Below are 25,045 nucleotides of genomic sequence, written 5' to 3'. Positions count from 1 at the left end.
GGCATGAGGCCAGCCTCCGGCGGGAGTTTATTTGGCAAAATGAAGCGGGCGAGTGTGGTGGGTGCGCGTTACATCGAGAAAGACGTGCCGCAGCCGCAGGCGCTGGTGGCATTGGGGTTTTCGATCACGAACCGTGCGCCGATCAGCTCTTCCGAGAAGTCGATGACGGCATTGGCAAGAAAGGGCAGTGAGATGCTGTCGACCACGACTTTCTGGCCGGCCCCTTCAAGGATCAGGTCATCGTCTTTGGGATCATCCAGCGCGATGTCGTACTGAAAGCCGGAGCAGCCGCCGCCCTCTACTGCGACGCGCAGGGCTTTGCCCTCTGCGGCGGCACCGATTTCGGCAAGGCGGTCAAAGGCGCGCGGGGTAACTTGGGGGGGCAGGTTCATTTTCGGGCTCCGGTGTGATCGGTTTCCATCTGTGTTGTCTTACAATATAGAAACCCGCAGGACAGGCCACAAGGACCACCGACTATGCGCGCTTCTTTTGCCTCTGATCCGGCATTGACCCGGGGACGGTTGATACCGGAAGAGGAAAGCACCTTTCGTTCCTGCTTTCAGCGGGACCGCGACCGGATCATCCACGCCAGCGCCTTCCGGCGGCTCAAGCACAAGACGCAGGTCTTTATCGAACATGAGGGCGATTATTATCGCACGCGGCTGACCCATTCGATCGAGGTGGCGCAGGTGGCACGCACGATCGCCGGTGCGTTGGGTCTGAATGCCGAGCTGACAGAGGCGGTCGCCCTGGCCCATGATCTGGGGCATCCGCCCTTTGGTCACACGGGCGAGGACGCGCTGGAAGCCTTGATGGCCCCATATGGCGGGTTTGATCACAACGCCCAAGCCATCCGCATCGTCACCCATCTGGAGCGGCATTATGCGGATTTCGACGGGCTGAACCTGACTTGGGACACGCTGGAGGGGTTGGCCAAACATAACGGGCCGGTGACGGGAGAGTTGCCGTGGGCACTTGCGGCCTATGAGCGTCAGCATGATCTTGAGCTGGAGACATTCGCCAGTGCCGAGGCGCAGGTGGCGGCGATTGCCGATGATGTGGCCTATAACCACCACGACCTGCATGATGGTCTGCGGGCCGAGCTGTTCTCGACGGACGAGCTGGCCGAGCTGCCGATCCTGAAGCAGAATTTCGCCGAAGTTGACAGGCTGTATCCCGGTCTCAACTACTACCGCCGCCGCCACGAGGCCCTGCGCCGTTTCTTTGGCGTGCTGGTGGAGGACGTGATCAGCGTCGCGCGGCACCGTCTGGCCGAGATGAAGCCCGAAACCGCCACCGATATTCGCATGGCCGGGCGCACGCTGATCCAGTTCTCCGATCCGGTTTTCCAAGATCTCAAGGTGATCCGCGCCTTTCTGTTCGACCGCATGTACCGCGCGCCATCCGTGGTGATTATGCGCAAGCAGGTCACGCAGGTGGTCGAGGATCTGTTTCCCTATTTCTGCGCGCATACGGGCCAATTGCCCAAGCAATGGCGCAAGGATGTAGAGGATGCGGACGGCGATACGGCGCTTGCGCGGATCGTCAGCGACTATATCTCGGGGATGACAGATCGCTTTGCTTTGCAGGAACATGAGCGGTTGATCGTTAAAGGCTGAACCGCCCTTGATTATGGGCGCATATTCAGGTGATACACGGGGCCAAGTCGAAGGAACCCCGTTATGAACCTATTTGCCGATATCCGCAGCCTCGTGCTGTCCACCCTTGATACGCTGGTTGCCGACGGGTTTCTGCCCGAGGGGCTGAGCTTTGACGCCATCACCGTAGAGCCGCCGCGCGATGCGGCGCATGGGGATATGGCGACCAATGCCGCGATGGTGCTGGCGAAACCGGCCCGTATGAAACCGCGCGATATCGCCGAGAAACTGGCCGAAAAACTGGCCGAGGATCCACGGATCACGGCGGCGGATGTGGCGGGCCCGGGGTTCTTGAACCTGCGGCTGAGTGCTGCGGTCTGGCAGGGCGTTGTCGGTGCCGTTCTGGGGCAGGGCACAGACTTTGGCCGCGGCGATCTGGGGCAGGGCAAACGCGTAAACGTCGAATATGTATCCGCCAACCCGACGGGGCCGCTGCATGTGGGGCACACCCGCGGTGCGGTCTTTGGCGATGCGCTGGCGTCCTTGCTGGATTTCGCCGGCTTCGATGTCACGCGTGAATATTACATTAACGACGGCGGCGCGCAGGTCGATGTTTTGGCGCGCTCTGTCTATCTGCGCTATCTTGAGGCGCATGGCCAAGAGGTCGCCTTTCCCGAAGGCACATACCCCGGCGATTATCTGATCGATGTGGGGGCAGCGCTGAAAGACAAGGTGGGCGACGCCTATATCGACGCTGATGAGGCCGTCTGGCTTGAAGAGGTGCGCAACTTTGCCACTGACGAGATGATGAAGCTGATCCGCGATGATCTGGCCTCTCTCGGGGTGGAGATGGATGTCTTTTATTCCGAAAAGTCGCTTTATGGCACGGGCCGGATCGAATCCGCGATTGATGACCTGAAAGCCAAAGGGCTGATCTATGAGGGCGTGCTTGAACCGCCAAAAGGCAAGAAGCCCGAGGACTGGGAGCCGCGCGAGCAGACCCTGTTCAAGTCCACCGCCCATGGTGATGACGTTGACCGTCCGGTGATGAAGTCCGACGGCGGCTGGACTTATTTCGCGCCCGATATCGCGTATCACTACGACAAGGTGCAGCGTGGCTTTGACATGCTGATCGACGTCTTTGGCGCGGATCACGGCGGCTATGTCAAACGGATGAAGGCTGCTGTTTCGGCGCTGTCCGAGGGGGCGGTACCGCTCGACATCAAGCTGACGCAGCTGGTCAAGCTGTTCAAGAACGGCAAGGAATTCAAGATGTCCAAACGGGCAGGGACATTTGTCACCCTGCGCGATGTGGTTGATCAGGTGGGCCCTGATGTGACGCGTTTTGTCATGCTGACCCGCAAGAATGACGCGATGCTGGACTTTGACTTTGCCAAGGTGCTGGAACAGTCGCGCGAGAATCCGGTGTTCTACGTGCAATATGCCCATGCGCGTGTGCATTCTGTCCTGCGCAAGGCGGCAGAGGCGGGTGTCGACACGGATATGGAAACCTTGCAGCGTGCCGACCTGAGCCAGCTTGACCACGAAGCAGAGCTGAAACTGGCGCAAAAGCTGGCCGAATGGCCCCGGATGGTAGAGACCGCGGCGCGCAGCAACGAACCGCACCGCATCGCCTTTTACCTGTACGAGCTGGCGGGCGATTTCCACGGGCTGTGGAACCGCGGCAACGACGTGCCTGAACTGCGTTTCCTGCAGGATGATGCGGCCCTGTCCCAGTCAAAAATCGCGCTGGCCCAAGCCGCAGCGATTGTAATTGCGTCAGGTCTTGGTATTCTTGGGGTCAAGCCAGCGGAAGAGATGCGATAACGCACCATTGCTGGTCAGGCAGGTTCAAAAAACAGACCCGCGCGGGTGATATCTGACGCGGGCAGTGAGGCAGAAATGGCAGATTACACGTCCTCCTCCCAGGGTGGGGGGTACTCCTTTGAACATGACGTAGGGATGGCACCGGAAGTTGCCGCCAAGCCCTTGACCAAGTTTGCAAATTTCGCGGGCGCGGCGCTTTCCATTACCTTGATCGTCGGCATCGGGGTCTGGGGCTACAAGCTGCTGGTGCGCGATGTTACCGGCATTCCGGTGGTGCGTGCGGCCCAAGGCGATATGCGCGTGCGGCCCGAAAATCCGGGCGGCCAACTTGCGGACAATCAGGGGCTGTCAGTCAATGCTGTGGCCTCTGAAGGGACGGCGAACCAATTCGCGGAACAGCTGATTTTGGCCCCGAAGCCACTGGATCTGGAAGAAGAAGACCAGCCCATTCCCGTCGCGATGGTTGCACCTGCGCAACAGGCACCAACGCAATCATCGCCTGCGGCTGACGTGGCAGAGGCGTTGAAAAACGGCGATGTGGACGATCTTGTCGCCTCTCTCACCGATGGGGTGGAACCACTGGAAGACGAAGAAGACGGCACCGCCCTGCCGGAGCCGGTTAACGCAAGTGCCACGATGGATGTCGACCCGCTTGAGATGGCTGTGTCGAACGCGGTGGCCGTTGCTATGGGCGAAGAGCCGGGCGTGCGCGCATCCTTGCGTCCTCAAACGCGCCCCGGCGGCCGTGCCATCGCGACCAAAGCGTCGTTTGAACCCGCACCGGTTGCCGCCGCCGAAGTGAAAGAGCTTTCGCCCGACAGCCTGCCCACCGGTACGCGTCTGGTGCAGCTTGGCGCATTCGATTCACCGCAGATCGCACGGGCGCAATGGGTCCGTCTGAACGCGCGTTTCGGGGCCTATATGGAAGGCAAGGACCGCATCATCCAAGAGGCCAGCAGCGGCGGGCGCACTTTCTACCGTCTGCGCGCGCATGGGTTCTCGGACATCGCGGATGCGCGACGCTTCTGTTCGGCGCTGGTTGCTGAAAACACCGACTGCATTCCCGTCGTTACACGCTGATGCGATACGGGGCGACGATACTGGACGCGTCGGGGCTTCGGCTGACGGCGCAGGAAAAGGCGTTGTTTCGCGCCGTAAAGCCCTTTGGGTTCATTCTCTTTGCGCGCAATATCGACACGCCGGATCAGGTCCGCGCGCTGTGTGACGAGCTGCGCGAGGCGGCGGGTCATGATGCCGTGATCACCGTGGATCAAGAAGGCGGGCGGGTGCAGCGGCTGCGCGCGCCACATTGGCGCGACTGGACGGCACCGCTGGATTTCGTGCACGCGTCAGGCTCCAACGCGGCAGAGGCGATGTATCTGCGCTTTCGACTGATCGCGGACGAGCTGCACCGCGTGGGCATCGACAGCAATTGCGCGCCGATGGTCGATGTCGCCGGGGCGCAAACCCACGCATTCCTGCACAACCGCTGTTACGGCACGACGCCCGATGCGGTGGCAGCTTTGGGCCGTGCGGCGGCAGACGGCATGCTGGCGGGGGGCGTCTTGCCCGTGGTTAAGCATATGCCCGGACACGGACGCGCCACGATGGATAGTCATTTTGACTTGCCGCAGGTCGATGCGCCGCACGCCGCGTTGGACACCCATGATTTCGCCCCGTTCAAGGCGTTGAACGACCTGCCGATGGGGATGACGGCGCATCTGGTCTATGATGCGATTGATCCGCGCCCTGCCACGCTGTCGCCGGTGATGATGCAGCTAATCCGCGAGGATATTGGCTTTGATAACCTGATCATGACGGACGATATCTCGATGAAAGCATTGGCGGGCGAGGTGGATGCCATCGCCGCCGGAGCGTTGGCCGCAGGCTGTGATGTGGTGCTGTATTGCAACGCCACGCTTGAGGACCGCACCCGTGTCGCCGATGCTGCCGGAGAGATGTCCGAGGCCGCGCAAACACGGGCCGCGCGGGCCCTTGCCATGCGCCGGACCCCTGATGATGTTGACATTCCTGCCCTGACTGCAAAGCTCGACAGGCTTTTGGGCGGGGCGGTCTATGGCTGAAACGCATTTGGAAGACGGGCAAACGAAAGTTGCTGAACGGCTCGCGGCCGAGGCGCTGATCGTGGATGTCGACGGGTTCGAGGGCCCGTTGGACCTGTTGTTGACCCTCAGCCGCACCCAGAAGGTCGATCTGCGCAAAATCTCGGTGCTGCAACTGGCACGCCAATATCTGATGTTCGTGGACAAGGCCAAGGCGCTGCGGCTTGAGCTTGCGGCGGATTATCTGGTCATGGCTGCGTGGCTCGCCTTCCTGAAATCCCGCCTGCTGCTACCGCCTGATCCCAAAGACGAAGGCCCCACGGGCGAGGAACTGGCCGCGCATCTGGCGTTCCAGCTGGAACGTCTGCAAGCGATGCGCGACGTGTCGGCGCAACTGATGGCCCGTGATCAATTGGGGCGCGATTTTTTTGCGCGCGGCCAGACGCAGGAAATGCGCCAGACCCGCCGCGTGACCTATACCGCGACCTTGCTGGACCTGATGCAGGGCTATGCGCGTATCCGCACCCGAGACGATTTCCGCCCCTTTGTGATGGACCGTGACAAGGTCTTTACGATGGAGCAGGCGCTGGAACGCATGCGCGGCTTGATCGGCTTTTCTGGCGATTGGTCTGACCTGAATAGCTACATGCCCGACGGATGGGGTGAAGAACCGGCAATGCGCCGCTCGGCCACGGCATCGACGTTTGCGGCGTCGCTTGAATTGGTAAAGGAAGGGCATCTGGAAATTCGCCAAGAGGGCGTGTTTGCCCCGATCCAGTTGCGCAAGAAGGATATCTGACGTGGCCGAACCCGTTGAACAAACAGAAGAAAGCCTGTTCGAGGCCCCGCCGTTGGCCGAACAGGAGCGCATGATCGAAGCGATCCTTTTCGCCACCGCAGAGCCGATGACTCTGCGCGAGATAGCGGCGCGTTTACCGCATGGCTGTGACCCTGCCGAAGCGCTGGTGCATCTGCGCAAACGCTACACCGGCCGCGGTGTCGAGCTGTGCCGCATCGGGGATGCCTACGCCATGCGCACGGCGGCGGATCTGGGGTATCTCATGCAGCACGAAACGGTGGAGACGCGCAAACTGTCGCGCGCCGCGATCGAGACCTTGGCGATCATCGCCTACCACCAGCCCGCCACGCGCGCCGAGATCGAAGAGATCCGCGGCGTATCTGTATCGCGCGGCACGCTGGACCAGCTCCTTGAGCTGGACTGGATTCGCTTTGGCCGCCGCAAAATGACCCCCGGCCGTCCGGTGACTTTTGTCGTGACACAGGAATTTCTGGCCCACTTCGGTCTGGAAAGCCCCCGCGACCTGCCGGGCCTGAAAGAGCTCCGCTCTGCCGGATTGCTGGAAAGCCGCCCCGCCTTTGGCGAGATGCCCGGTGTCGACAGCGAAGAAGAGCCAGAAGCGACCGAGGGCCAGAGCGAGCTGTTCGAGGATTAATCCCGCAGGTGGCCTGAAAATAGCCGCAATAGGTGCTATATTAGCCTCAGACACAGTTTAACGCGCGGTAAAGAGGTCAGGACATGAACCAGATAGTGAATATGATTATGCGTCGCGTGATGGGGCGATTGATTAACAAAGGTGTTGATATCGGCTTTGATCAGGCGTCAAAGCTGGGCAAGGGGCGTCGGGCGTCGGTGGACCGCGACGGTAATCCTGTCCAACCAAGCGCCGAGGAAATGGCCCGTCGTGACCAGACTGGGCGCGAACAGGGCAAACAGGCGCGCAAGATGGTCAAGAACATGCGCAGGCTGACGCGGTTCTAAGCTCGCGCGATAGGCGCGGCTTAACGTGGCGCGCTGAAATGCTTGCTGAGCTTGAGACCCTGACCCTGATAGTTCGACGCGATGCCCGACCCGTAAAGCTGGGTCGGTACGTCGGTCATTTTCTCGTAGACCAACCGCCCGACGACCTGACCATGCTCCAGCACGAAAGGGGCCTCGTGGCAGCGGACTTCAAGTACGCCCCGTGATCCCGCACCCCCAGCGGAGGCGTGGCCGAAACCGGGGTCAAAGAAACCCGCGTAATGCACACGGAATTCGCCCACCATCGCCAGATAGGGGGCCATCTCTGCGGCGTATTCGGGCGGGATGGTCACGGCTTCGCGGCTGACCAGAATGTAGAACGCACCGGGGTCGAGGATGATCTGACCGTTGTCGCTGTGGACCTCTTCCCAGTATTGCGCGGGGTCATAATGGCCGATCTTATCCAGATCGATCACACCTGTATGCGGCTTGGCGCGGTAGCCAACCAGCGTGGTGTCAGGCAAGCGCAGATCGACCGAGAATCCCAGACCATCATCGATCACGGCCTCGCCATCCACCAGCGGGCTGTCGGCGTGCAATGCGCGCAGCGCGGCATCGTCAAGCGTGGCGGCACCGGTGGAAAAACGGATCTGGTTCAGCCGCATCCCCGGACGTACGAGCACCGAAAAAGAGCGCGGACAAATCTCTGCGTAAAGCGGGCCGGTATAGCCCGGCGCGATGCGATCAAATTCTGTCCCGCCGTCGGTGATTGTTCGTGTCAGCAGGTCCAGCCGCCCGGTGGAGCTTTTGGCATTGGCCGCCGCAGAGGTGCCTTGGGGCAGGGCGAGGCTTTCCATCAGTGGGACAACGTAGACGCAGCCCTTTTCCAGCACCGCCCCATTCGTCAGGTCGACGCGGTGCATCTCGAACTCTTCCAGACGGTCGGCGACCTTGGCCCCATGCCCCGCCAGAAAAGACGCACGCACACGGTAAGCCACGGTTCCTAGACGAAGATCAAGACTTGCAGGCTGGATCTGGGCACTGTCGACAGGCGGTGTGCCGATGATCTGACCCGAAGCGATCATGTCGGTGATATGCTGGTTGGGAACTACGCCGATCATATCCGGGCCTTTCAAATGCAAACACCCGCACCCATTAGGGTACGGGCGTTTGTTTTATGTCGGTTGGTCGGGCTAGCAGGACTCGAACCTGCGACCTTCCGTCCCCCAGACGGACGCGCTACCAGGCTGCGCCATAGCCCGACATGAGGCGTTTCATACCTGATAAAACCGTGCGTGCAAGGGGGAATTGTCGCAAATCGCACGCGCGGCTTAGACTTTTGTGCCGCGGACCACATCGGCCCGAATGGAATCGCGCAGTTCGCTCAAACGGTTAAGCAAAGGCGCGATATCGCGGGCCGAATCCTCGGGCAGATCGCGGCACAGCAATGCCGCGGAAAGCACAGAGGGTTTGGCGGGGAAGTCTTCTTCTGCCGTCAGAGGCGGCAGATCGATCACACGCGGCTTGGGACCTGCAACAACAGGGTCTTCCGGTGCCTCGTTGATCTCTGGCGCTTCGACGTCTCGCGTTTCCGCCTCCAGCGTTTCGGTGGTGCTCTCTTCCGGCGCTGCCTCTGGCGTGCTGTCGATGGGCAGCACGGGCGCGTCCTGATCCGGGGTGCGTGTTTGCGCTGCGGTAGGGGCTTCGTCCGGCGTGTTATCGCTTGGCGGCACCGGTGCATCGGTCATCGGGTGGCGCAGAAAGCCGGGCAGGGTGGCACCGTCCTCCGCAGGGGTATCGGCGGGGGCGACGGTGGTCTCCTCCGGCTCCGCCTCTGTCGCGTCGAGGGTCGGTTCGTCGGCAGGTAGTGGCGTGGTATCCTCTGCCGACACCTCAGGCTTCGAAGCGGCTTCGGCCGGTGTTTCGGGCCCTTCGACAGGGGCTGGCTTGGAAGCTTTGCTCGCGCGTTGCTCGAACGGGAGAATGACACCCTCGTGGGTCTGTTCTGCGTCCTCGTGCATCGGCGCGGGGGTCATGTCGATGGTGTCGCCACCGGCATCCAGATCATCCTGCGTGACCCCGTCAAGAGGCGCGGACAGGGCCGCGACATGGCCCATGCCTTCTTCGCGCAATACCTTCTGGACACCTTTGATCGTCAACCCGTCTTCATGCAGGAGACGTTTGATACCGCCAAGCAACAGCATATCGTTGGGGCGATAATATCGCCGCCCGCCAGCGCGTTTGATCGGTTTGACTTGCGTGAACTTGCTTTCCCAGAAACGCAGGACATGGGCCTGAATTTCAAGCCATTCTGCAACTTCGGAGATGGTTCTGAATGCGTCCGGAGACTTGGGCATTAGGTTATCGCTTGTTCCCGTCTGCAACCCGGTCCTTCATCAGATGGGACGGGCGGAATGTGAGCACGCGGCGCGGGTTAATCGGGACCTCTTCGCCGGTTTTGGGGTTCCGGCCAACGCGGGCCGACTTGTCGCGCACCGAGAAAGTGCCGAAAGATGAAATCTTGACCTGTTCGCCTTTGACCAGCGCGTCGGACATATGTTCAAGCACCGCTTCGACCAGCTGTGCACTTTCATTGCGGGAAAGACCTACTTCACGAAAGACTGCTTCGCTTAAATCCATCCGGGTCAACGTCTTGTCGGCCATTACTTCCCCCATGTGTTTTGAGCAGCATAGGCTGTGATTTTTCCGCAAGTCAACAACTATGGGGCGTAACGTGCTGTTCGCGCGAAGAAAAGCCGTTTACCAGCGCAGAACGATCGCGCCCCAGGCCAGCCCGCCGCCGATCGCCTCGGTGACCAGCAGGTCGCCTTTCTTGATCTGGCCGCGCTCTTGTCCGACGGAAAGTGCCAGCGGAATCGACGCGGCAGAGGTGTTGCCATGGTCCTGAACCGTCACAACGACGTTATCCATCGACAGGTTCAGTTTTTTGGCAGTGCCTTGAATAATACGGATATTCGCCTGATGCGGGACGATCCAGTCGACGTCCTCGGCGCTGACACCGGCACGGTCCATCGCGGTGTTGGCCGACGCGGCGAGCTTTTCAACCGCGTGACGGAACACCTGATTCCCCTGCATGCGCAGATAGCCGGTCGTGCCCGTGCTGATGCCACCGTCGACATACAGCAAGTCTTTATAGCGCCCGTCCGAATTCAGATCGGTGGACAGGATGCCGCGGTCGCCTGCGGTGCCGTCGCCGTCTTGCGCTTCAAGCAGGATCGCGCCCGCGCCGTCACCGAACAACACGCTGGTGCTGCGGTCGGTCCAGTCCATGATTTTCGAGAACGTCTCGGAGCCGATGACCAGCACGCGGTCAGCCTGACCCGAGACGATCAGCGCGTTGGCATTGGCCAGCGCATAGACAAAGCCCGCGCACACAGCCTGTACATCAAAGGCAAAGCCGCGCTCCATCTCTAGCTGGGCCTGCACCATCGTTGCGGCAGAGGGGAAAGTCAGATCGGGGGTAGAGGTGGCGACAATCACCGCATCCACATCGGCTGCTGTCTTGCCCGCGTCGGCCAATGCGGCCTTGGCGGCAGCGGTGGCCATGGTCGACGTGGTTTCGCCTTCGCCGACAAAGTGGCGCCGTTCAATGCCAGAGCGTGACCGGATCCATTCGTCACTGGTGTCGATCTTGCCTTCAAACTCTGCGTTTTCGACAATGCGTTCCGGGAGGTAGTGTCCGGCACCAATTACGACGGCTCTTTTTGTCATTCTTCGGTCTCTTTCGTCGGCTTTGCTGCGGCAACACGCGCAGCCAACCGATTTGTAAATTCACTCTCCGCTAATCGCGCGGCCAGTTTGATCGCCGAGGAAACCCCCGTCGCGTCAGCGGCACCGTGGGATTTAACGACCGTGCCGTTCAACCCCAAAAACACACCGCCGTTTACACGGCGCGGGTCAAACCGTTTGCTGACGCGGCGCAGCGAGGTATAGGCCAGCAGCGATGCCGCGCGGGACCAGATCGAATTCTTGAACGCTTGGCGCAGGCCATTGCCGATCAGCGTCGCGGTGCCTTCACCGGTCTTGATCGCAATATTACCTGTAAATCCATCGGTGACGATCACATCTGCGACATCACCCGAGATATCGCCGCCTTCGACGAAACCAACAAATTCAAAGCCCGCGTCATCCGCGGCGTCGCGAATCAACTCGTGGGCTTCTTTCAGCTCGGTCCGGCCTTTGTGTTCTTCGGTGCCGACATTCAGCAACCCGATGCGCGGGCGTTCGATGTCCATGCCGTTGCGGGCGTAGGATTTGCCCATCAGCGCATAGCGCAACAGGTCATCGGCATCCGCACGCACATCCGCACCCACATCCAGCAGAACGTTGAAGCCCTGAGGGTTGGTAGAGGGATAGAGCACGGCGATGGCAGGGCGGTTCACACCCGGCAGCTTTTTCAGGCGGATCATCGACAGCGCCATCAGCGCGCCGGTGTTCCCGCAGCTGACCGCGACCGAGGCTTCGTTGTCGCGCACGGATTCGATGGCGGACCACATCGATGTGCCTTTGCCATTGCGCACGACATTACTGGGCTTGTCGTCCATTGTGACAACCCCTTGGGCATCCCGAATGGTGCAGCGCCCTTTCAGTTCGGGCCGCTTTGCCACCAGCGGTTCCAGCGTTTCGGCAGGGCCATGCAGGATAAAGCTGATATCGGGATTCTTTAGCGCGGACGCAGAGCACCCGGCAACAACGATTGCCGGGCCCTGATCGCCCCCCATCGCATCAACTGAGATAAGGGTGCGCTGAGTTCTCGCGCTAGGCTGATCGGACGTGGCCGTCATCTGGTGCGATGCCTCTTATGAACTGCGGTTGACGTGACGAGCTTACGCCGCGTCTTCGTCGAGGTCGATCTCTTCGTTCAGAGAAACAACTTCGTTGTCGTCATAGTGACCGCATGCTGCGCAAACGTGGTGCGGGCGCTTCAGCTCACCACAGTTGGAGCATTCGTTCGGGTTCGCTGCAGTCAGCGAATCGTGTGCGCGGCGGTTGTTGCGACGCGATTTGGAAACTTTATTCTGTTGGACAGCCATGTCTGGTGCCTTTGCCTTCGGGGTCGTTCATCGGCTTCCTGCCAAAGACGACCGTGTTTCAGATCAACTCCCGGTTTGGGCGTGACGTGCGTTTAGGCCGAAGCCTATCCGATGTCCAACCTTAATTGGGGTGAAGGGCGCAAAATACTGCGAAAACCCGCCGAAGCAACCCTTTTTTCACCCAAACCGGCAGGGTTATTCGGTGGTATCGTCCTTAAGCTGGTTCTTGAGGCCGGCCAGCCCCGCAAAGGGGCGGGCGTCTTCGTCGGTCATCGGGGTGTCGCCGGGTTTGGTATAGACCGCTTGCCCCAGTTCAGCCCCATCGGCGCGGGGATATTCGGGAATCTCAAGCGCCAGCGCTTCGATCATGATGGCCGCGGGATCAATCCACGCACCAAGCGGTTCGGTGCGATCATCCTCGGGCATCTCGACCTCGGCTTCCTCGGGTTCTTCGTAATCCTGCACGAAAAGCCGTGTGACGTCGACGTCGATCCGCGTCTGGACCGGCACTAGCGTCACCACGCAGGGCTGCACCACAGTGGCCCCCAGACGCGCTTTGAGTTCCCAATCACTACGACCAAGCGCTTTGAGGTGCCCTTCGAATGAAAGTTTACGTAGTGCTGAAAGATCAAGTTCTTCTGCGATCATCCGCAAGCTGTCGGCGTCGGGACGCAGGGAGAAAGGGGTTTGCGCATTCTGCGACAGCTCTGCGACGCGCAATGCTGTGGGGCTTGGGGGCGTGCGAGACATATTAGGGGTACTTTCGTTTCTTGAACCATGGGGCGTGCTTAGTGTATGCGAGATAAAAGCCATGATCCCCAAGGGCAAGAGGGCACCAAGAATGCGTATCGACCGCCATGTCAAAAAGACACTGCTGACCGCCACAGTTCTCGCTGCTGGTCTGACGCTTGGGGCCTGCTCCCCGCAATACTCCAACCACGGCTATATCCCGCCGCAAGAGGATCTTGAGAAGATCACCGTGGGCCAGGACACACGCGACACCGTGGCCGAAACCGTGGGCGTGCCCGCGTCGGCAGGGTTGCTGACCAATTCGGGGTATTACTATGTCCGGTCGCGCCGTCAGGCGATGTGGTTCCTGGCCCCGCGCGAGACAGAGCGCGAAGTTGTCGCTGTCAGCTTTGACAGCAACGGGGTGGTGCAGAACGTCGAACGTTTCGGGCTGGAGCGTGGCAATGTCGTCACCCTTGACCGCCGCGTCACCAGTTCGCCGATCTCGGATAAATCCTTTATCCGCCAACTTTTGGGCAACATTGGCCGCTTCAACCCCGCGGCGCTGGCTGGCTAGGGCAGGCCCGTGACGGTGCCACAGGGCGCTGTGATCAAGCCGCTTTTACGCGGTCGGTACCGCGCCTATTGTGCCGCCACAGCCGAGGATATCGACGCCGCGCAAGCCTTGCGCGCGCGGGCCTTTGGGCTGGTTCAGTCGCGCGATATCGACGGGTTTGATGCGCAAAAGCATCATATCCTCGTGCGGGATCAAGGCAGCGGTGACCTGCTGTGCTGCTACCGGATCGGGCTGATGGAGGGCGCGTCGCTGGATCAAAGCTATGCCGCGCAATTCTACGATTTGACCAAGCTTGCATATTTCCCCGGCGCGATGATGGAGCTGGGGCGGTTCTGTCTGGCTCCGGGGGTGACAGACCCCGATGTCGTGCGCATGGCCTGGGCCGCGCTGGCGCAGTTTGTGGATGCACATGCGGTCGGGTTGCTCTTTGGGTGCACCTCTTTCAAGGGCACAGATCCGGCACCCTATCGCGATGTCATGGCGCTTTTGCACAGCCGCCATCTTGCGCCCCTGCAATGGCAGCCGCAGGTTAAGGCCCCCGATACGGTGGGCTTTGTGGAACGGACGTTGGATAAGCCGGCCGAGAAAGCCGCGCTACAAATGCTGCCGCCGCTGCTGCGGAGCTATCTGATGATGGGGGGCTGGGTGAGCGATCATGCGGTGATCGACCGCCAGATGAACACGCTGCATGTGTTCACCGGCCTTGAAATCGCGGCGATCCCCGAGGGGCGTAAGCGCCTGCTGCGCGGTGCTGCCTAAGAGTTTCATGCCTTCGGCGAGGATTTTAGCCCATTTGGAAGAGGGGTCATTGACGCTGACGCGGCGCGGCGCTAGCTGGCTGTCATGGCACGCGCACCCCTTTTACAAGTTAACGAGATCTCGCTGACATTCGGCGGCGATCCCGTATTCGAAGACATGTCCCTTGTGGTTCAATCCGGCGACCGACTGGCGCTGGTAGGCCGGAACGGGTCAGGTAAATCCACTCTGATGAAGGTCATGGCCGGATTGGTCGAGGCCGACAGCGGCGACGTGATCGTCGGGCCCGGCGTTTCGGTGGGCTATATGGAGCAAGACCCGGATCTGACCGGATTCGAGACTTTGGGCGATTTCGCAGCGCATGGCCTGGACCCATCCGAGATGTACAAGGTCGAACGCGCCGGAGAGGGCTTGAAGTTCGACCCCGCGCGCCCAGTCAGCACCGCATCCGGGGGGGAGCGTCGCCGCGCGGCATTGGCGCGTTTGATGGCCTCCGAGCCCGAGCTGATGTTGCTTGACGAGCCGACCAACCACCTGGATATCGAAGCGATCCGCTGGCTTGAAGACGAGCTGAAAGCGACGCGGGCCGCTTTTGTAATTATCTCTCACGATAGGGCGTTTCTGCGCGAGTTGACACGTGCGACGCTGTGGGTCGACCGCGGTGTTGTGCGTCGGCAGGATATCGGTTTTGGCGGGTTTGAGGCCTGGCGCGACCAGATGTGGGAAGAAGAGGACATGCAGCGCCACAAGCTGAACCGCAAGATCAAGGCGGAGGCACGGTGGGCAGTCGAAGGCATTTCTGCGCGGCGCAAGCGTAACCAGGGCCGCGTGCGCGCCCTGCAAGACCTGCGGGCCGAACGCGCCAGCCAGATCAAACGTCAGGGCACCGCCGCCATGGCGCTGGAAGCGGGTCCGAAGTCCGGCCGCAAGGTGGTCGAGGCTATGGGCATCACCAAGGCCTTTGGCGACAAGACGATTCTGCGCCCCTTTGACATCACGATCCAGCGGGGTGATCGCATCGCCTTGGTCGGGCCCAATGGTGTGGGCAAGACGACGTTGCTGAACATGCTGATCGGGAAAGAACAGCCCGACGGGGGCGAGATCAAACAGGGTACCAATCTTGAGATCGCGCTGTTCGACCAGGCGCGCGCGCAGCTTGATGGCGATATGTCGCTTTGGGACAGTCTGACCGGCGATCCGGAAATGCGTGTATCGGGTAAGGCGGACCAGATTCTGGTGCGCGGGCAGCCGAAACACGTGGTTGGTTACCTGAAGGAATTCCTGTTCGACGAAGGCCAGGCCCGTGCGCCCGTGCGGTCCTTGTCGGGGGGGGAAAAGGCGCGGTTGCTGCTGGCCAAGATCATGGCGCGGTCCAGCAACCTCTTGGTTCTTGATGAACCGACCAACGATCTGGACGTCGAAACCCTTGATCTGATGCAGGAGTTGCTGTCGACCTATGATGGCACCGTGCTGCTGGTCAGCCACGACCGTGACTTCCTTGACCGTGTTGCCGCGACCACCATCGCGATGGAAGGTGACGGCAAGGCGACTGTCTATGCGGGCGGTTGGACGGATTATCTGGCGCAGCGCCAGCAGGATGATTTTGACCAAAGCGTTGTTGCCAAATCAAAGCCCGGGGTGAAAACCGAAAAGCCCAAAGCGGCGCAGCAATCTGGCCTGAGCTTTACCGAGAAGCACCGGCTTGAGGCGTTGCCTGCGGAAATGCAACGACTGGAAGCCGAAATCGCGAAACTGGAAGAGTTGATGAGCGACCCGACGCTGTATTCCGACAATCCGGTGAAATTCCAGAAAGCGACCGATGCCTTGGTCGAGCGGAATGAAAAGCTGCAGGACGCAGAGGCCGAGTGGCTGATGCTGGAAGAAAAAGCCGAAAGCTAAAGGGGACAGGGCGACCCGCCCCCTTCGCATATGGCGGGGGGGCTTAGCCCAGTTGTACCAGCGCGTGGCGTTTCTTGCCCGCGCTAAGCTTGATCGGTGTGGCCAGCGTGGCGGCATCAACCATCAGGCCTGCGTCTGTCAGCGGTTCGTCATTATAGCGGGCACCGTTTTCGGTGATCAGACGCTTTGCCTCTTTGCCCGAACCGGCCAGACCGGATTTCACGATCAACTGCACGATAGAGATGCCATCGCCGATATCCTCGGCGCTGAGCGTCAGGGTGGGCAGGTCATCGCCGACACCGCCTTTTTCAAACACTTCGCGCGCCGTGGCTTCGGCGGTCTTGGCCGCTTCGGCACCGTGCAGCAGGGTCGTGACCTCGTTCGCGAGGATAATTTTGGCCGCGTTGATGTCAGAGCCTTCCAACGCCCCCAGACGGTCGCATTCCTCGACCGGCAGCTCGGTGAAGATCTTGAGGAACTTGCCCGTGTCCGCATCGGTGGTGTTGCGCCAGAACTGCCAGAACTCGTAAGGCGACAGCATGTCCCCGTTCAGCCAGATCGCGCCGCCCTGGGATTTGCCCATTTTGCGGCCATCGCTGGTGGTGAGCAGGGGTGTGGTGAGGCCGAAAATCTCTTGATCCAGCACGCGGCGGGTCAGGTCGATCCCGTTGACGATATTCCCCCATTGATCCGAGCCGCCCATCTGCAGCAAACAGCCATAGCGGCGGTTCAGCTCAAGGAAGTCATAGGCCTGCAGGATCATGTAGTTGAATTCGAGGAAGGACAGCGACTGTTCCCGATCTAGGCGGGATTTGACGCTTTCAAACGACAGCATCCGGTTAACGCTGAAATGCCGCCCGATGTCGCGCAGGAATTCGAGGTAGTTCAGATTGTCCAGCCATTCGGCATTGTTCAGCATGATTGCATCGTTGTCGCCGTCACCGTAACTCAGGTATTTCTCGAACACCTGCTGCATGCCGGCGATATTGGCGTCGATGGCGGCATTGTCGAGCAGGGGGCGTTCATCCGACCGGAAGGACGGGTCGCCCACTTTGGTGGTGCCGCCGCCCATCAGGGTGATCGGTTTGCCGCCGCATTTCTGCAACCAGCGCAGCACCATGATATTCATCAGATGCCCCACATGAAGGGATTTCGCTGTCGCGTCATAGCCGATATAGGCAGGCACAGCCCCGTTCATCAGCGCGTCATCAAGGCCCTGATAGTCCGTACAATCGGCGAGAAAGCCGCGCTCCATCATGATGCGGATGAAATCGGATTTGGGGTGGTATGTCATGGTGCTTGCCCTCAGCTTGGGTGGTGGTGCACTCTATAGGTGCTGAGCAGACAAAGGAAAAGGCCATGAATAAGGCCCAAGGGGCAAGAACCCCGACACGGATCGCGAAAACAGGCCCGCTGCGGGCCGCAGGCGCGATGAGCGGCACCTCGCTCGACGGGGTGGACGTTGCGGTGATCGAGACGGACGGCCGTGATATCATGGGCTTCGGCACGTCGAGCTACCGCAGTTATTCAGCCGAGGAACGCCGCACCATCGCGGCCGCTTTCGGCAAATGGTCAGGGCCAGAGGTGGCGGCGGCGACGCAGGTGGTCGAGGCAGCGCATATCGATGCCCTAGGCGCGTATGCCGACGTGGATCTGATCGGTTTTCACGGGCAGACGCTGGCCCATGCGCCGCGCATGCAGGGGACGTTGCAGGTGGGCGACGGTGCCGCGCTGGCGGATCATCTGGGGCTGCCCGTGGTTTGGGATTTCCGCAGCGCCGATGTGCATCTGGGGGGCGAAGGAGCACCGCTCGCCCCCTTCTTTCACCACGCCTGTGCCCGCTATGCCGGGCTGACGGGGCCGGTGGCCTTTTTGAACCTTGGCGGGGTGGGGAACCTGACCTGGGTGGATCCGGCGATCCCCTTGCCCGAGACAGACGGCGCGCTGCTGGCGTTCGACACGGGGCCCGCCAACGCGCCCATTAACGATCTGATGCAGGCGCGTCTGGGGTTGCCCTTTGACGAGGGCGGCAAGACCGCGTCGCGCGGGCAGGTAGAGACCGGCGCGCTCGAGCTGTTTCTGGCCGAGCCCTATTTCGCACGGATGCCCCCCAAGTCGCTGGACCGGAACGATTTTGACGAGATGGTCGCGCTGGTGACCGAACTGTCGGACGCCGACGCCGCCGCGACGCTGACGGCCATGTGTGCCGCTGGCGTGGCCGAAGCAATGCAGCATTGTCCGCGTTTGCCCGATCGTGTGCTGGTCACCGGGGGCGGGCGGCACAACCCTGTGTTGATGAAGATGCTCAGCGTCAGTCTGGATTGTCCGGTCATGCCGATAGAAGAGATCGGGCTGGACGGTGATATGCTGGAGGCGCAGGCGTTCGGATATCTTGCCGTGCGGGTGGCGCGCGGGCTGCCGACCTCTTGCCCCGGCACCACGGGGGTGCGGGCTGCGGTCGGGGGCGGCACCGTGAGCATGCCGACCGAGGCGATCAGCGTTTAGAATAAGGCCCTTTGATGGATGTTGCGCCAGCGTATCGTCACCCCCTGTGACCTGCGTTTTTCGCTGGACAGGACGTGTCGTGGCCTGAGTCGCCTGTTAGCATTTCGCGCTATGGTCGTGCGTATTCTTCGTTTCTCCCGAATAGGTTAGCTACGCGCCGTGGGTCTCCGGCGCGGCAAAGGGCTGTTGCCCGGTTGCACATCGGCGTTCCGTAAACAGTCTGTTTCCTTGCTTGGGAGCAGAGCGGTTCTACCATGAATTGTACTACCTCAGAACGGTGGCGCAGAAAGTGGGGGCTTTGCTTGCGCCGTTCCTTTTCAAAAGGAGAATGACCATGACGAGTATGTTTCTTAAAAACGCCGCAGCTTCGGTTGCAACGGTATTCATCGCCACGTCGGCTTTTGCGCTGGATGTGGGCGTCGGTGCCAGTGTGGGCGGTATTGGCGCAGGCGTAGGGGCCAGCGTCGGCCACGGGTCCGCGGCGGATGTCGGTGTTGGTGTGGGCGCAGGCAGCGTCGGCGCGGGGGCGGGTGCCTCTGTCGGTGGCGGTTCGGTTGCTGATGCGGGCGCTGGTGCCTCTCTCGGCGGTGTGGGCGCTGGTGTCGGGGCCTCGGTTGGCGGGGATTCTGTTGCGGGCGTTGGCGTGGGTGTCGGCAGCACCGGCGGGTCCAGCAGCGGCGGCGGCACGACGACCGACAACAGCGGAACACCTGGCAGCACGACTGCCGCAGTATCGCGCAGTGTCAGCGGCGATGTGACCCGCGCCGCGGCCTCTGTCCCGATCACGGCGGCATTGGGCGCTACGGTCATGACCACCGACCGCGAAGTCGTCGGTATGATCGAAGACGTGCGCCCGTCGACGCAAGGAAAATTCGTGGCCACCATCCGGATGAACGTCGCCTTTGGGGCGCAGCCGCGGACGATTCAGATCAAGATGCCGATGCTGAAAAGTGACACGGATATGATCCGTGTCGGCTTTACCAAGTCGGGCCTGTTGCGTCAGATTCAAAGCTGACGTCGTACGAGACACCGGAAGCATAAAAAAAGCGCGCCTTGATCGGGCGCGCTTTCGTATTTTCGGGCGGGGCGAACTGCCCCCCGTGATCAACCTTTCAGGATCGAACGACCGGCGTATTCCGCTGTCACACCAAGCGATTCCTCAATGCGGATCAGCTGGTTGTATTTCGCCAGCCGGTCGGACCGCGCGAGCGAGCCGGTCTTGATCTGACCACAGTTCGTCGCAACAGCGAGGTCGGCAATCGTCGCGTCCTCAGTCTCGCCCGAACGGTGGGACATCACGTTGGTAAAGCCCGCACGATGCGCCATGTCGACGGCTTGCAGCGTCTCGGACAGGGTGCCGATCTGGTTCACCTTGACCAGCATGGAGTTGGCAGAGCCCCGTTTGATGCCTTCGGCCAGACGTTCGGGGTTGGTCACGAACAGATCGTCGCCCACCAGCTGGATCTTGTCGCCCAAACGGTCGGTCAGCAGCTTCCAGCCATCCCAATCGTCTTCGGACATGCCGTCTTCGATAGAGATGATGGGGTAGTCGGCGCATAGGGCCGCCAGATAATCGACATTCTCGGCGCTGGTCAGGGTTTTCCCTTCCCCAGAAAGGACATAGCTGCCGTCCTTGAAGTATTCCGTTGCCGCACAATCCAGCGCGAGGTAGATTTCCTCGCCCGGTTTGTAGCCTGCTTTCTCGATTGATTTCAGAATGAAATCAAGTGCATCTCGGGTGGAGCTGATGTTAGGTGCGAAGCCGCCTTCGTCGCCGATACCGGTGGACAGACCTGCGGCCGATAGCTCTTTCTTCAGCGTGTGGAACACTTCGGAGCCCATGCGTACCGCATCGCGGATATTCTCTGCCGCGACGGGCATGATCATGAATTCCTGAATGTCGATCGGGTTATCCGCATGCTCGCCCCCGTTGATGATGTTCATCATCGGCACCGGCAGCATCCGCGCGGAGGTGCCGCCCACATAGCGATAGAGCGGCTGCGAGCAATAATCAGCCGCGGCCTTCGCCGTCGCGAGGGAGACGCCCAGAATGGCGTTGGCCCCCAGACGCGACTTGTTGTCGGTGCCGTCCAGCTCGATCATCGTGCCGTCAATCTCGACCTGCTCTGTCGCGTCGATGCCGACCAGCGCATCCGCGATCTCGCCATTGACCGAAGCGCAGGCTTCCAGAACGCCCTTGCCCATATAGCGCTTTTTGTCGCCATCGCGACGCTCTACCGCCTCATAGGCACCGGTGGATGCGCCAGAGGGAACGGCCGCGCGGCCCATGGTGCCGTCTTCAAGCGTCACATCGACTTCGACCGTGGGGTTGCCCCGGCTGTCAATGATTTCGCGGGCGTGGATGTCGATGATCGTGCTCATAAGGGGCTATCCTTTTGCAGATGACAATTGCGCAGCGGTTTAGCGCGCCGGGGGGAGGATGGAAAGTGTTCAGGCCTGTTCTTTGACCTTTCGCTCACGCCATACCGTATAGATGCCCGAGGCAACAATGATGGTTGCGCCAACATAGGTCAGCAAATCGGGGCGTTCGCCAAAGATCGTAATGCCCACAACCATTGCGAACAGCAGGCGCGCATAGCGGAACGGTGTGACAAAGCTGATCTCGCCGATGCGCATCGCCGCGACGATGCCGTAATAGGCGACCATGCCGGTTGTCAGTGCGGCCCCCATGAACAGCCATTGAACCCCCGACATCGGCGCAAAGGCCGTGCCCGTGCCCAGCATGTACAGCAGGCTCGCAGGGACCAGCGCCAGAAACGCAAGGAACGAGAGCTGGAACGTAGAGGTCGATTTCGGCACCCGCCGCGTCGCCAGATCGCGCAAGGACAGCCCCAGCACCCCCAGAACCGCCAGCAGGGACAGCGCCTGAAAGCTGTCCATCCCAGGGCGGATCACCAGCAAGACGCCCAGCATACCAACCAGAATAGCGCTCCACCGGCGCCAGCCGACGGGATCGCCCAGAAACAGCGCGGCACCAAGGGTCACCACCAGCGGTGTCGCCTGCAAAATGGCCGAGGCAGAAGAAATCGGTGTCAGCACAATGGCCGATACAAACCCCAATGTGCCGACAATCTCGCCCAAGGCGCGCAGCAAGATCGGGCGGGTCAGCATCGCGCGATCCATCAACGGTTCGCCCTTCATCACCACCATCGCACCATAGCAGAGCGCGCCACCGGTCCCGAGCATAAAGATAATCTGCCCGATCGGGATATCCGTCCCGATCAGCTTGATGAACATGTCCTCAATGGCAAAGCCCAACATCGACAGCACCATGATCAAAGCGCCGCGCAGATTGTCCATATCCTATTCCTTCATACAATCGTTCTAAAATTCCGTCAGGGGATGCATGTCCCTTTGTCGGGGGATGTGCAAGCCTCGCGGTGCATCCCGTGACGGGGCTGGTGGCGGCAGGGAGCAACTGCTAGCACAAGCGTATGAAATGGCCGCGCCCCCCCTCTGATACGCTTACGACCGTTTTCACCGTCTTTATCGGCGCGGTGGGGGCCGGTCTCGGCTGGCTGCTGAACGCGCCGATCTACATGCTGCTGGGGCCTGCGGTGCTGGTGTCGCTGGCCGGTCTGGCGGGCGGGCGCATGGGGGTGTCGCTGCCGCTGCGCAACATCTGCTTTGTCGTCATTGGCCTGTCGGTGGGGGCAGGGTTTGACCAGAATGCGGTCGATGCCATGCTGCGCTGGCCGCTGGCTTTTGTCGTGATGGCCGTGCTGGTCTGGGCGATGCTGGTGCTCAGCCGGTGGCTGCTGGCGCGGTTCTTTGGCTTTGACCGTCGTGCAGCACTGCTGGCTTCGGCCCCCGGACACCTCAGCTTTGTGCTGGCGATGGCGGCCGATGGCGGGGATAATGTGGTGCGCATCTCGACCACGCAGTCGGTGCGGCTGTTGTCGCTCACGCTGGTGGTGCCCTTTGTCGCGCTGGCGATGGGGGTTGATCTGGGCGGGTCCATCGTGCCCGACGGCCCCGTTATGGGCGGCGTGACATTGCTGGTGATGGCGGTGCTATCCGTCGGGGCAGGGGTGCTGCTGGGGCGCATCCGGGTGCCCGCACCGATGTTGATCGGGCCGATGCTGGTGTCATCGCTTGCGCATGTGACAGGGCTCGCCCCCGGTGTGCTGCCCCTGTGGCTGGTGATGCCCGCCTATGTGGTGCTCGGGGCCTTGATCGGCACGCGGTTCTCCGGCGTGCGGCTTGACGATCTGACCAAGGGGCTCGCGGCCGGGCTTGCGGTCACCTGCCTTGCCGTGGGGTTGGCACTACTGGGGGCGATCCCAGTCGCCATGGCGCTTGGCATGCCGCTGGCGCATATCCTCGTGGCCTTTGCGCCCGGCGGGTTCGAGACAATGATCGCTATGGGCAGCGTGCTGGGGATCAGCCCCGGTTTCGTCGCCGCCTGCCACATGATGCGCCTGTTCATCCTCAGCGCTGTGCTGCCCTTGATGCTGGCGCGCAGCACTCCGCGCTAGGCTATCTTTCACAGCACCGTTGACTTTGCCGCCCAAACAGCCCATCTGGGGCGCAAGCGATGCCTTCTGCCGCGTGAGCAGACCAGCCCTTGACCCGTCGACCTAAAATCGTCGCGTCTTATGAGAGTTGAACAAAAGGCCGCCGATGTTCCCAAAATCACGCGTGGGGCCAAGCGCAACAGACAGGGTGTTGGCACTAGGCCGCCCCCTGCGATCTGCTTTGCGTCCCTCGCGGTTTCCCTGCATCGACAGGGCCCGCGTGATTGCTATGGCGGGAAGGGGCATTGCCCCGCATCCCGCGGAAAGACGACAAAACGATGAGCGATTTTGAAATGATGGGCCTGCCGCGCCGTCTGGTCAAAGCCTTGACCAACATGGGTATGACCGATCCGACCCCGATCCAGAAACAGGCGATCCCCCACGGGATGAATGGCCGCGACGTGATGGGGCTGGCGCAGACCGGCACCGGCAAGACCGCCGCCTTCGGTATTCCGCTGGTGGCCCAGATGCTGGAACGCGAAGCCCGCCCCGAGCCGCGCACCGTGCGCGGGCTGGTGCTGGCCCCGACCCGCGAACTGGCCAACCAGATCATGGAAAACCTCAAGGGGTTCTGCGAAGGCACCCAGCTGAAAACCATGATGATTGTCGGCGGCCAGTCGATCAACCCGCAGATCAAACGGATGGAGCGCGGCGTCGACCTGCTGGTGGCCACACCCGGGCGCTTGCTGGACCTGATGGACCGCCGCGCGGTGCTTTTGCACAAGACCACTTTCCTTGTGCTTGATGAAGCGGACCAGATGCTCGACATGGGCTTTATCCACGATCTGCGCAAGATTGCGGCGGTGCTGCCGAAAGAGCGTCAGACGATGCTCTTTTCGGCAACCATGCCGAAACTGATGAACGAGATCGCCAACAGCTACCTCAACAGCCCGATCCGCATCGAAGTCTCGCCTCCGGGCAAGGCGGCGGACAAGATCACTCAAGAGGTGCATTTCATCGCCAAGGCGGAAAAGAAATCCCTGCTGATCGAACTGCTTGGCAAACACACCGAGGAACGCGCCCTGGTGTTCGGGCGGACCAAACACGGCTGTGAAAAGCTGATGAAGGATCTGGTCAAAGCCGGTTTCAAAGCGGCATCGATCCATGGCAACAAAAGCCAGGGTCAGCGGGACCGCGCCATCGAATCCTTCAAGAAAGGCGAGGTCACTGTGCTGGTGGCAACGGATGTCGCCGCCCGCGGTCTGGATATACCCGATGTGAAGCACGTCTACAACTACGAACTGCCCAATGTGCCCGACAATTATGTCCACCGTATCGGCCGGACCGCACGCGCGGGCAAAGACGGGGCGGCGATCGCTTTCTGCGCACCGGATGAAATGGGCGAGCTGAAAGATATCCAGAAGACGATGAAAATCTCGATCCCCGTGGCCTCCGGCCGTCCGTGGGAAGCGATTGACGAACCCGCCAAGCCAAAGGGTCGCGGCGGACGCGGTCGTGGTCGCGGTGGTCGCCCCGGTGGCGGTGGCGGCAACGGGGGCGGTGGCAATGGCGGCGGTGCGGGTAAACCCGCCGGTGCCGCGCGGCGTCGTCGCAAGCCAGCCGGGCAGCGCGCCGCATAAGCGCGCAGGTATCAACGCACGATCAAAAGGGGCACCGCCATCAGCGGTGCCCCTTTTTGTTACCTCTCTCTAAAGCGCCATGGTCCGCGCTTCCAAATGGCTCTAAATCCTCGCCCGAAGGGCGAAACCGGCGCCACCAGCCACCACGTGGTCGCTCAGC

Annotated in this window: 25 protein-coding genes and 1 tRNA gene; 14 read left to right on the top strand and 12 right to left on the bottom strand. The window is 61.2% G+C overall.

Annotation, left to right across the window (positions count from 1 at the left end; all coding sequences use genetic code 11):
- Window positions 1-68: 68 nt before the first annotated feature.
- On the bottom strand, window positions 69-392 hold the full coding sequence (locus GLP43_RS11255; protein ID WP_009824761.1) for a HesB/IscA family protein: 324 nt from the start codon (window positions 390-392) through the stop codon (window positions 69-71).
- An 84-nt stretch (window positions 393-476) separates the two neighbouring features.
- On the opposite strand from GLP43_RS11255, the gene GLP43_RS11250 reads away from it, so the two are divergent.
- From GLP43_RS11250 to GLP43_RS11220, 7 genes are all read left to right on the top strand, one after another.
- Window positions 477-1,619, top strand: a complete 1,143-nt coding sequence (locus tag GLP43_RS11250) for a deoxyguanosinetriphosphate triphosphohydrolase (RefSeq protein ID WP_237279374.1) — start codon at window positions 477-479, stop codon at window positions 1,617-1,619.
- 63 nt (window positions 1,620-1,682) lie between these two features.
- On the top strand, window positions 1,683-3,425 hold the full coding sequence (gene argS, locus GLP43_RS11245; protein ID WP_237279373.1) for an arginine--tRNA ligase: 1,743 nt from the start codon (window positions 1,683-1,685) through the stop codon (window positions 3,423-3,425).
- 75 nt (window positions 3,426-3,500) lie between these two features.
- Window positions 3,501-4,505: an SPOR domain-containing protein gene (locus GLP43_RS11240; protein ID WP_237279372.1), complete on the top strand. Its 1,005-nt coding sequence runs from the start codon at window positions 3,501-3,503 to the stop codon at window positions 4,503-4,505.
- Window positions 4,505-5,509, top strand: coding sequence for a beta-N-acetylhexosaminidase (nagZ, locus tag GLP43_RS11235; protein ID WP_237279371.1), 1,005 nt, complete (start codon window positions 4,505-4,507; stop codon window positions 5,507-5,509). The genes GLP43_RS11240 and nagZ overlap by 1 nt, the downstream gene beginning before the upstream one ends.
- Window positions 5,502-6,287, top strand: a complete 786-nt coding sequence (locus GLP43_RS11230; protein ID WP_237279370.1) for a segregation and condensation protein A — start codon at window positions 5,502-5,504, stop codon at window positions 6,285-6,287. Before nagZ ends, GLP43_RS11230 begins: the two co-directional genes overlap by 8 nt.
- Before the next feature lies 1 nt (window position 6,288).
- Window positions 6,289-6,942, top strand: a complete 654-nt coding sequence (scpB, locus tag GLP43_RS11225) for an SMC-Scp complex subunit ScpB (protein WP_237279369.1) — start codon at window positions 6,289-6,291, stop codon at window positions 6,940-6,942.
- Between the two features lie 83 nt (window positions 6,943-7,025).
- Window positions 7,026-7,268, top strand: a complete 243-nt coding sequence (locus GLP43_RS11220) for a hypothetical protein (protein WP_237279368.1) — start codon at window positions 7,026-7,028, stop codon at window positions 7,266-7,268.
- A gap of 20 nt (window positions 7,269-7,288) precedes the next feature.
- Here the strand turns inward: GLP43_RS11220 and GLP43_RS11215 are convergent, their stop codons facing one another.
- The 8 genes from GLP43_RS11215 to GLP43_RS11180 all read right to left on the bottom strand — a co-directional run bounded on the left by GLP43_RS11215 (window position 7,289) and on the right by GLP43_RS11180 (window position 13,051).
- Window positions 7,289-8,368, bottom strand: a complete 1,080-nt coding sequence (locus GLP43_RS11215) for a 2'-deoxycytidine 5'-triphosphate deaminase (protein ID WP_074634822.1) — start codon at window positions 8,366-8,368, stop codon at window positions 7,289-7,291.
- A gap of 64 nt (window positions 8,369-8,432) precedes the next feature.
- Window positions 8,433-8,509, bottom strand: a tRNA-Pro gene (locus GLP43_RS11210).
- 69 nt (window positions 8,510-8,578) lie between these two features.
- Window positions 8,579-9,604, bottom strand: coding sequence for a MerR family transcriptional regulator (locus GLP43_RS11205; RefSeq protein ID WP_237279367.1), 1,026 nt, complete (start codon window positions 9,602-9,604; stop codon window positions 8,579-8,581).
- A gap of 4 nt (window positions 9,605-9,608) precedes the next feature.
- Window positions 9,609-9,911 carry an integration host factor subunit alpha gene (ihfA, locus tag GLP43_RS11200; protein WP_005853794.1) on the bottom strand — a complete coding sequence of 101 codons (303 nt, stop codon included), beginning with the start codon at window positions 9,909-9,911 and terminating at the stop codon, window positions 9,609-9,611.
- Window positions 9,912-10,007: 96 nt separating this feature from the next.
- Complete coding sequence (locus tag GLP43_RS11195) at window positions 10,008-10,979, bottom strand: beta-ketoacyl-ACP synthase III (protein WP_237279366.1); 972 nt, start codon at window positions 10,977-10,979, stop codon at window positions 10,008-10,010.
- Window positions 10,976-12,052, bottom strand: coding sequence for a phosphate acyltransferase PlsX (gene plsX, locus GLP43_RS11190; RefSeq protein ID WP_037953718.1), 1,077 nt, complete (start codon window positions 12,050-12,052; stop codon window positions 10,976-10,978). The genes GLP43_RS11195 and plsX overlap by 4 nt, the downstream gene beginning before the upstream one ends.
- A gap of 42 nt (window positions 12,053-12,094) precedes the next feature.
- Window positions 12,095-12,301: a 50S ribosomal protein L32 gene (gene rpmF / locus GLP43_RS11185; RefSeq protein WP_005853791.1), complete on the bottom strand. Its 207-nt coding sequence runs from the start codon at window positions 12,299-12,301 to the stop codon at window positions 12,095-12,097.
- Between the two features lie 195 nt (window positions 12,302-12,496).
- Window positions 12,497-13,051, bottom strand: a complete 555-nt coding sequence (locus GLP43_RS11180) for a YceD family protein (RefSeq protein WP_237279365.1) — start codon at window positions 13,049-13,051, stop codon at window positions 12,497-12,499.
- 91 nt (window positions 13,052-13,142) lie between these two features.
- Between GLP43_RS11180 and GLP43_RS11175 the strand changes: the two genes are divergently transcribed.
- The 3 genes from GLP43_RS11175 to GLP43_RS11165 all read left to right on the top strand — a co-directional run bounded on the left by GLP43_RS11175 (window position 13,143) and on the right by GLP43_RS11165 (window position 16,262).
- The gene (locus GLP43_RS11175; protein ID WP_237279364.1) at window positions 13,143-13,607 is read left to right on the top strand and encodes an outer membrane protein assembly factor BamE; all 465 of its coding nucleotides are present in this window, start codon (window positions 13,143-13,145) and stop codon (window positions 13,605-13,607) included.
- A 9-nt stretch (window positions 13,608-13,616) separates the two neighbouring features.
- The gene (locus GLP43_RS11170) at window positions 13,617-14,366 is read left to right on the top strand and encodes a GNAT family N-acetyltransferase (RefSeq protein WP_237279363.1); all 750 of its coding nucleotides are present in this window, start codon (window positions 13,617-13,619) and stop codon (window positions 14,364-14,366) included.
- Between the two features lie 84 nt (window positions 14,367-14,450).
- Window positions 14,451-16,262 carry an ABC-F family ATP-binding cassette domain-containing protein gene (locus GLP43_RS11165; protein WP_237279362.1) on the top strand — a complete coding sequence of 604 codons (1,812 nt, stop codon included), beginning with the start codon at window positions 14,451-14,453 and terminating at the stop codon, window positions 16,260-16,262.
- A 43-nt stretch (window positions 16,263-16,305) separates the two neighbouring features.
- Here the strand turns inward: GLP43_RS11165 and tyrS are convergent, their stop codons facing one another.
- A complete protein-coding gene (gene tyrS / locus GLP43_RS11160; protein ID WP_237279361.1) occupies window positions 16,306-17,556 on the bottom strand; it encodes a tyrosine--tRNA ligase in 1,251 nt (416 codons plus the stop codon).
- A gap of 65 nt (window positions 17,557-17,621) precedes the next feature.
- Here tyrS and GLP43_RS11155 point away from each other — a divergent pair, with 65 nt between their 5' ends.
- Both GLP43_RS11155 and GLP43_RS11150 read left to right on the top strand, forming a co-directional pair.
- Window positions 17,622-18,767 (top strand): anhydro-N-acetylmuramic acid kinase, encoded by a 1,146-nt coding sequence (locus GLP43_RS11155; RefSeq protein WP_237279360.1) that lies wholly within the window; start codon window positions 17,622-17,624, stop codon window positions 18,765-18,767.
- Window positions 18,768-19,101: 334 nt separating this feature from the next.
- Window positions 19,102-19,782, top strand: coding sequence for a hypothetical protein (locus GLP43_RS11150; protein ID WP_237279359.1), 681 nt, complete (start codon window positions 19,102-19,104; stop codon window positions 19,780-19,782).
- 89 nt (window positions 19,783-19,871) lie between these two features.
- Here GLP43_RS11150 and eno read toward each other — a convergent pair whose 3' ends face one another.
- Window positions 19,872-21,149 (bottom strand): phosphopyruvate hydratase, encoded by a 1,278-nt coding sequence (gene eno, locus GLP43_RS11145; protein ID WP_237279358.1) that lies wholly within the window; start codon window positions 21,147-21,149, stop codon window positions 19,872-19,874.
- A gap of 69 nt (window positions 21,150-21,218) precedes the next feature.
- The gene (locus tag GLP43_RS11140) at window positions 21,219-22,088 is read right to left on the bottom strand and encodes a DMT family transporter (protein ID WP_237279357.1); all 870 of its coding nucleotides are present in this window, start codon (window positions 22,086-22,088) and stop codon (window positions 21,219-21,221) included.
- A 134-nt stretch (window positions 22,089-22,222) separates the two neighbouring features.
- Here GLP43_RS11140 and GLP43_RS11135 point away from each other — a divergent pair, with 134 nt between their 5' ends.
- Entirely contained in the window at window positions 22,223-23,266 is a 1,044-nt protein-coding gene (locus GLP43_RS11135; protein WP_237279356.1) for an AbrB family transcriptional regulator, read from the top strand.
- A gap of 317 nt (window positions 23,267-23,583) precedes the next feature.
- Window positions 23,584-24,885: a DEAD/DEAH box helicase gene (locus GLP43_RS11130; RefSeq protein WP_005853776.1), complete on the top strand. Its 1,302-nt coding sequence runs from the start codon at window positions 23,584-23,586 to the stop codon at window positions 24,883-24,885.
- Window positions 24,886-25,045: the final 160 nt, after the last annotated feature.

It is taken from the genome of Sulfitobacter sp. M39 (assembly GCF_021735935.1).
Lineage (GTDB): Bacteria > Pseudomonadota > Alphaproteobacteria > Rhodobacterales > Rhodobacteraceae > Sulfitobacter.
This window is presented reverse-complemented; position numbering and strand designations above follow the sequence as displayed.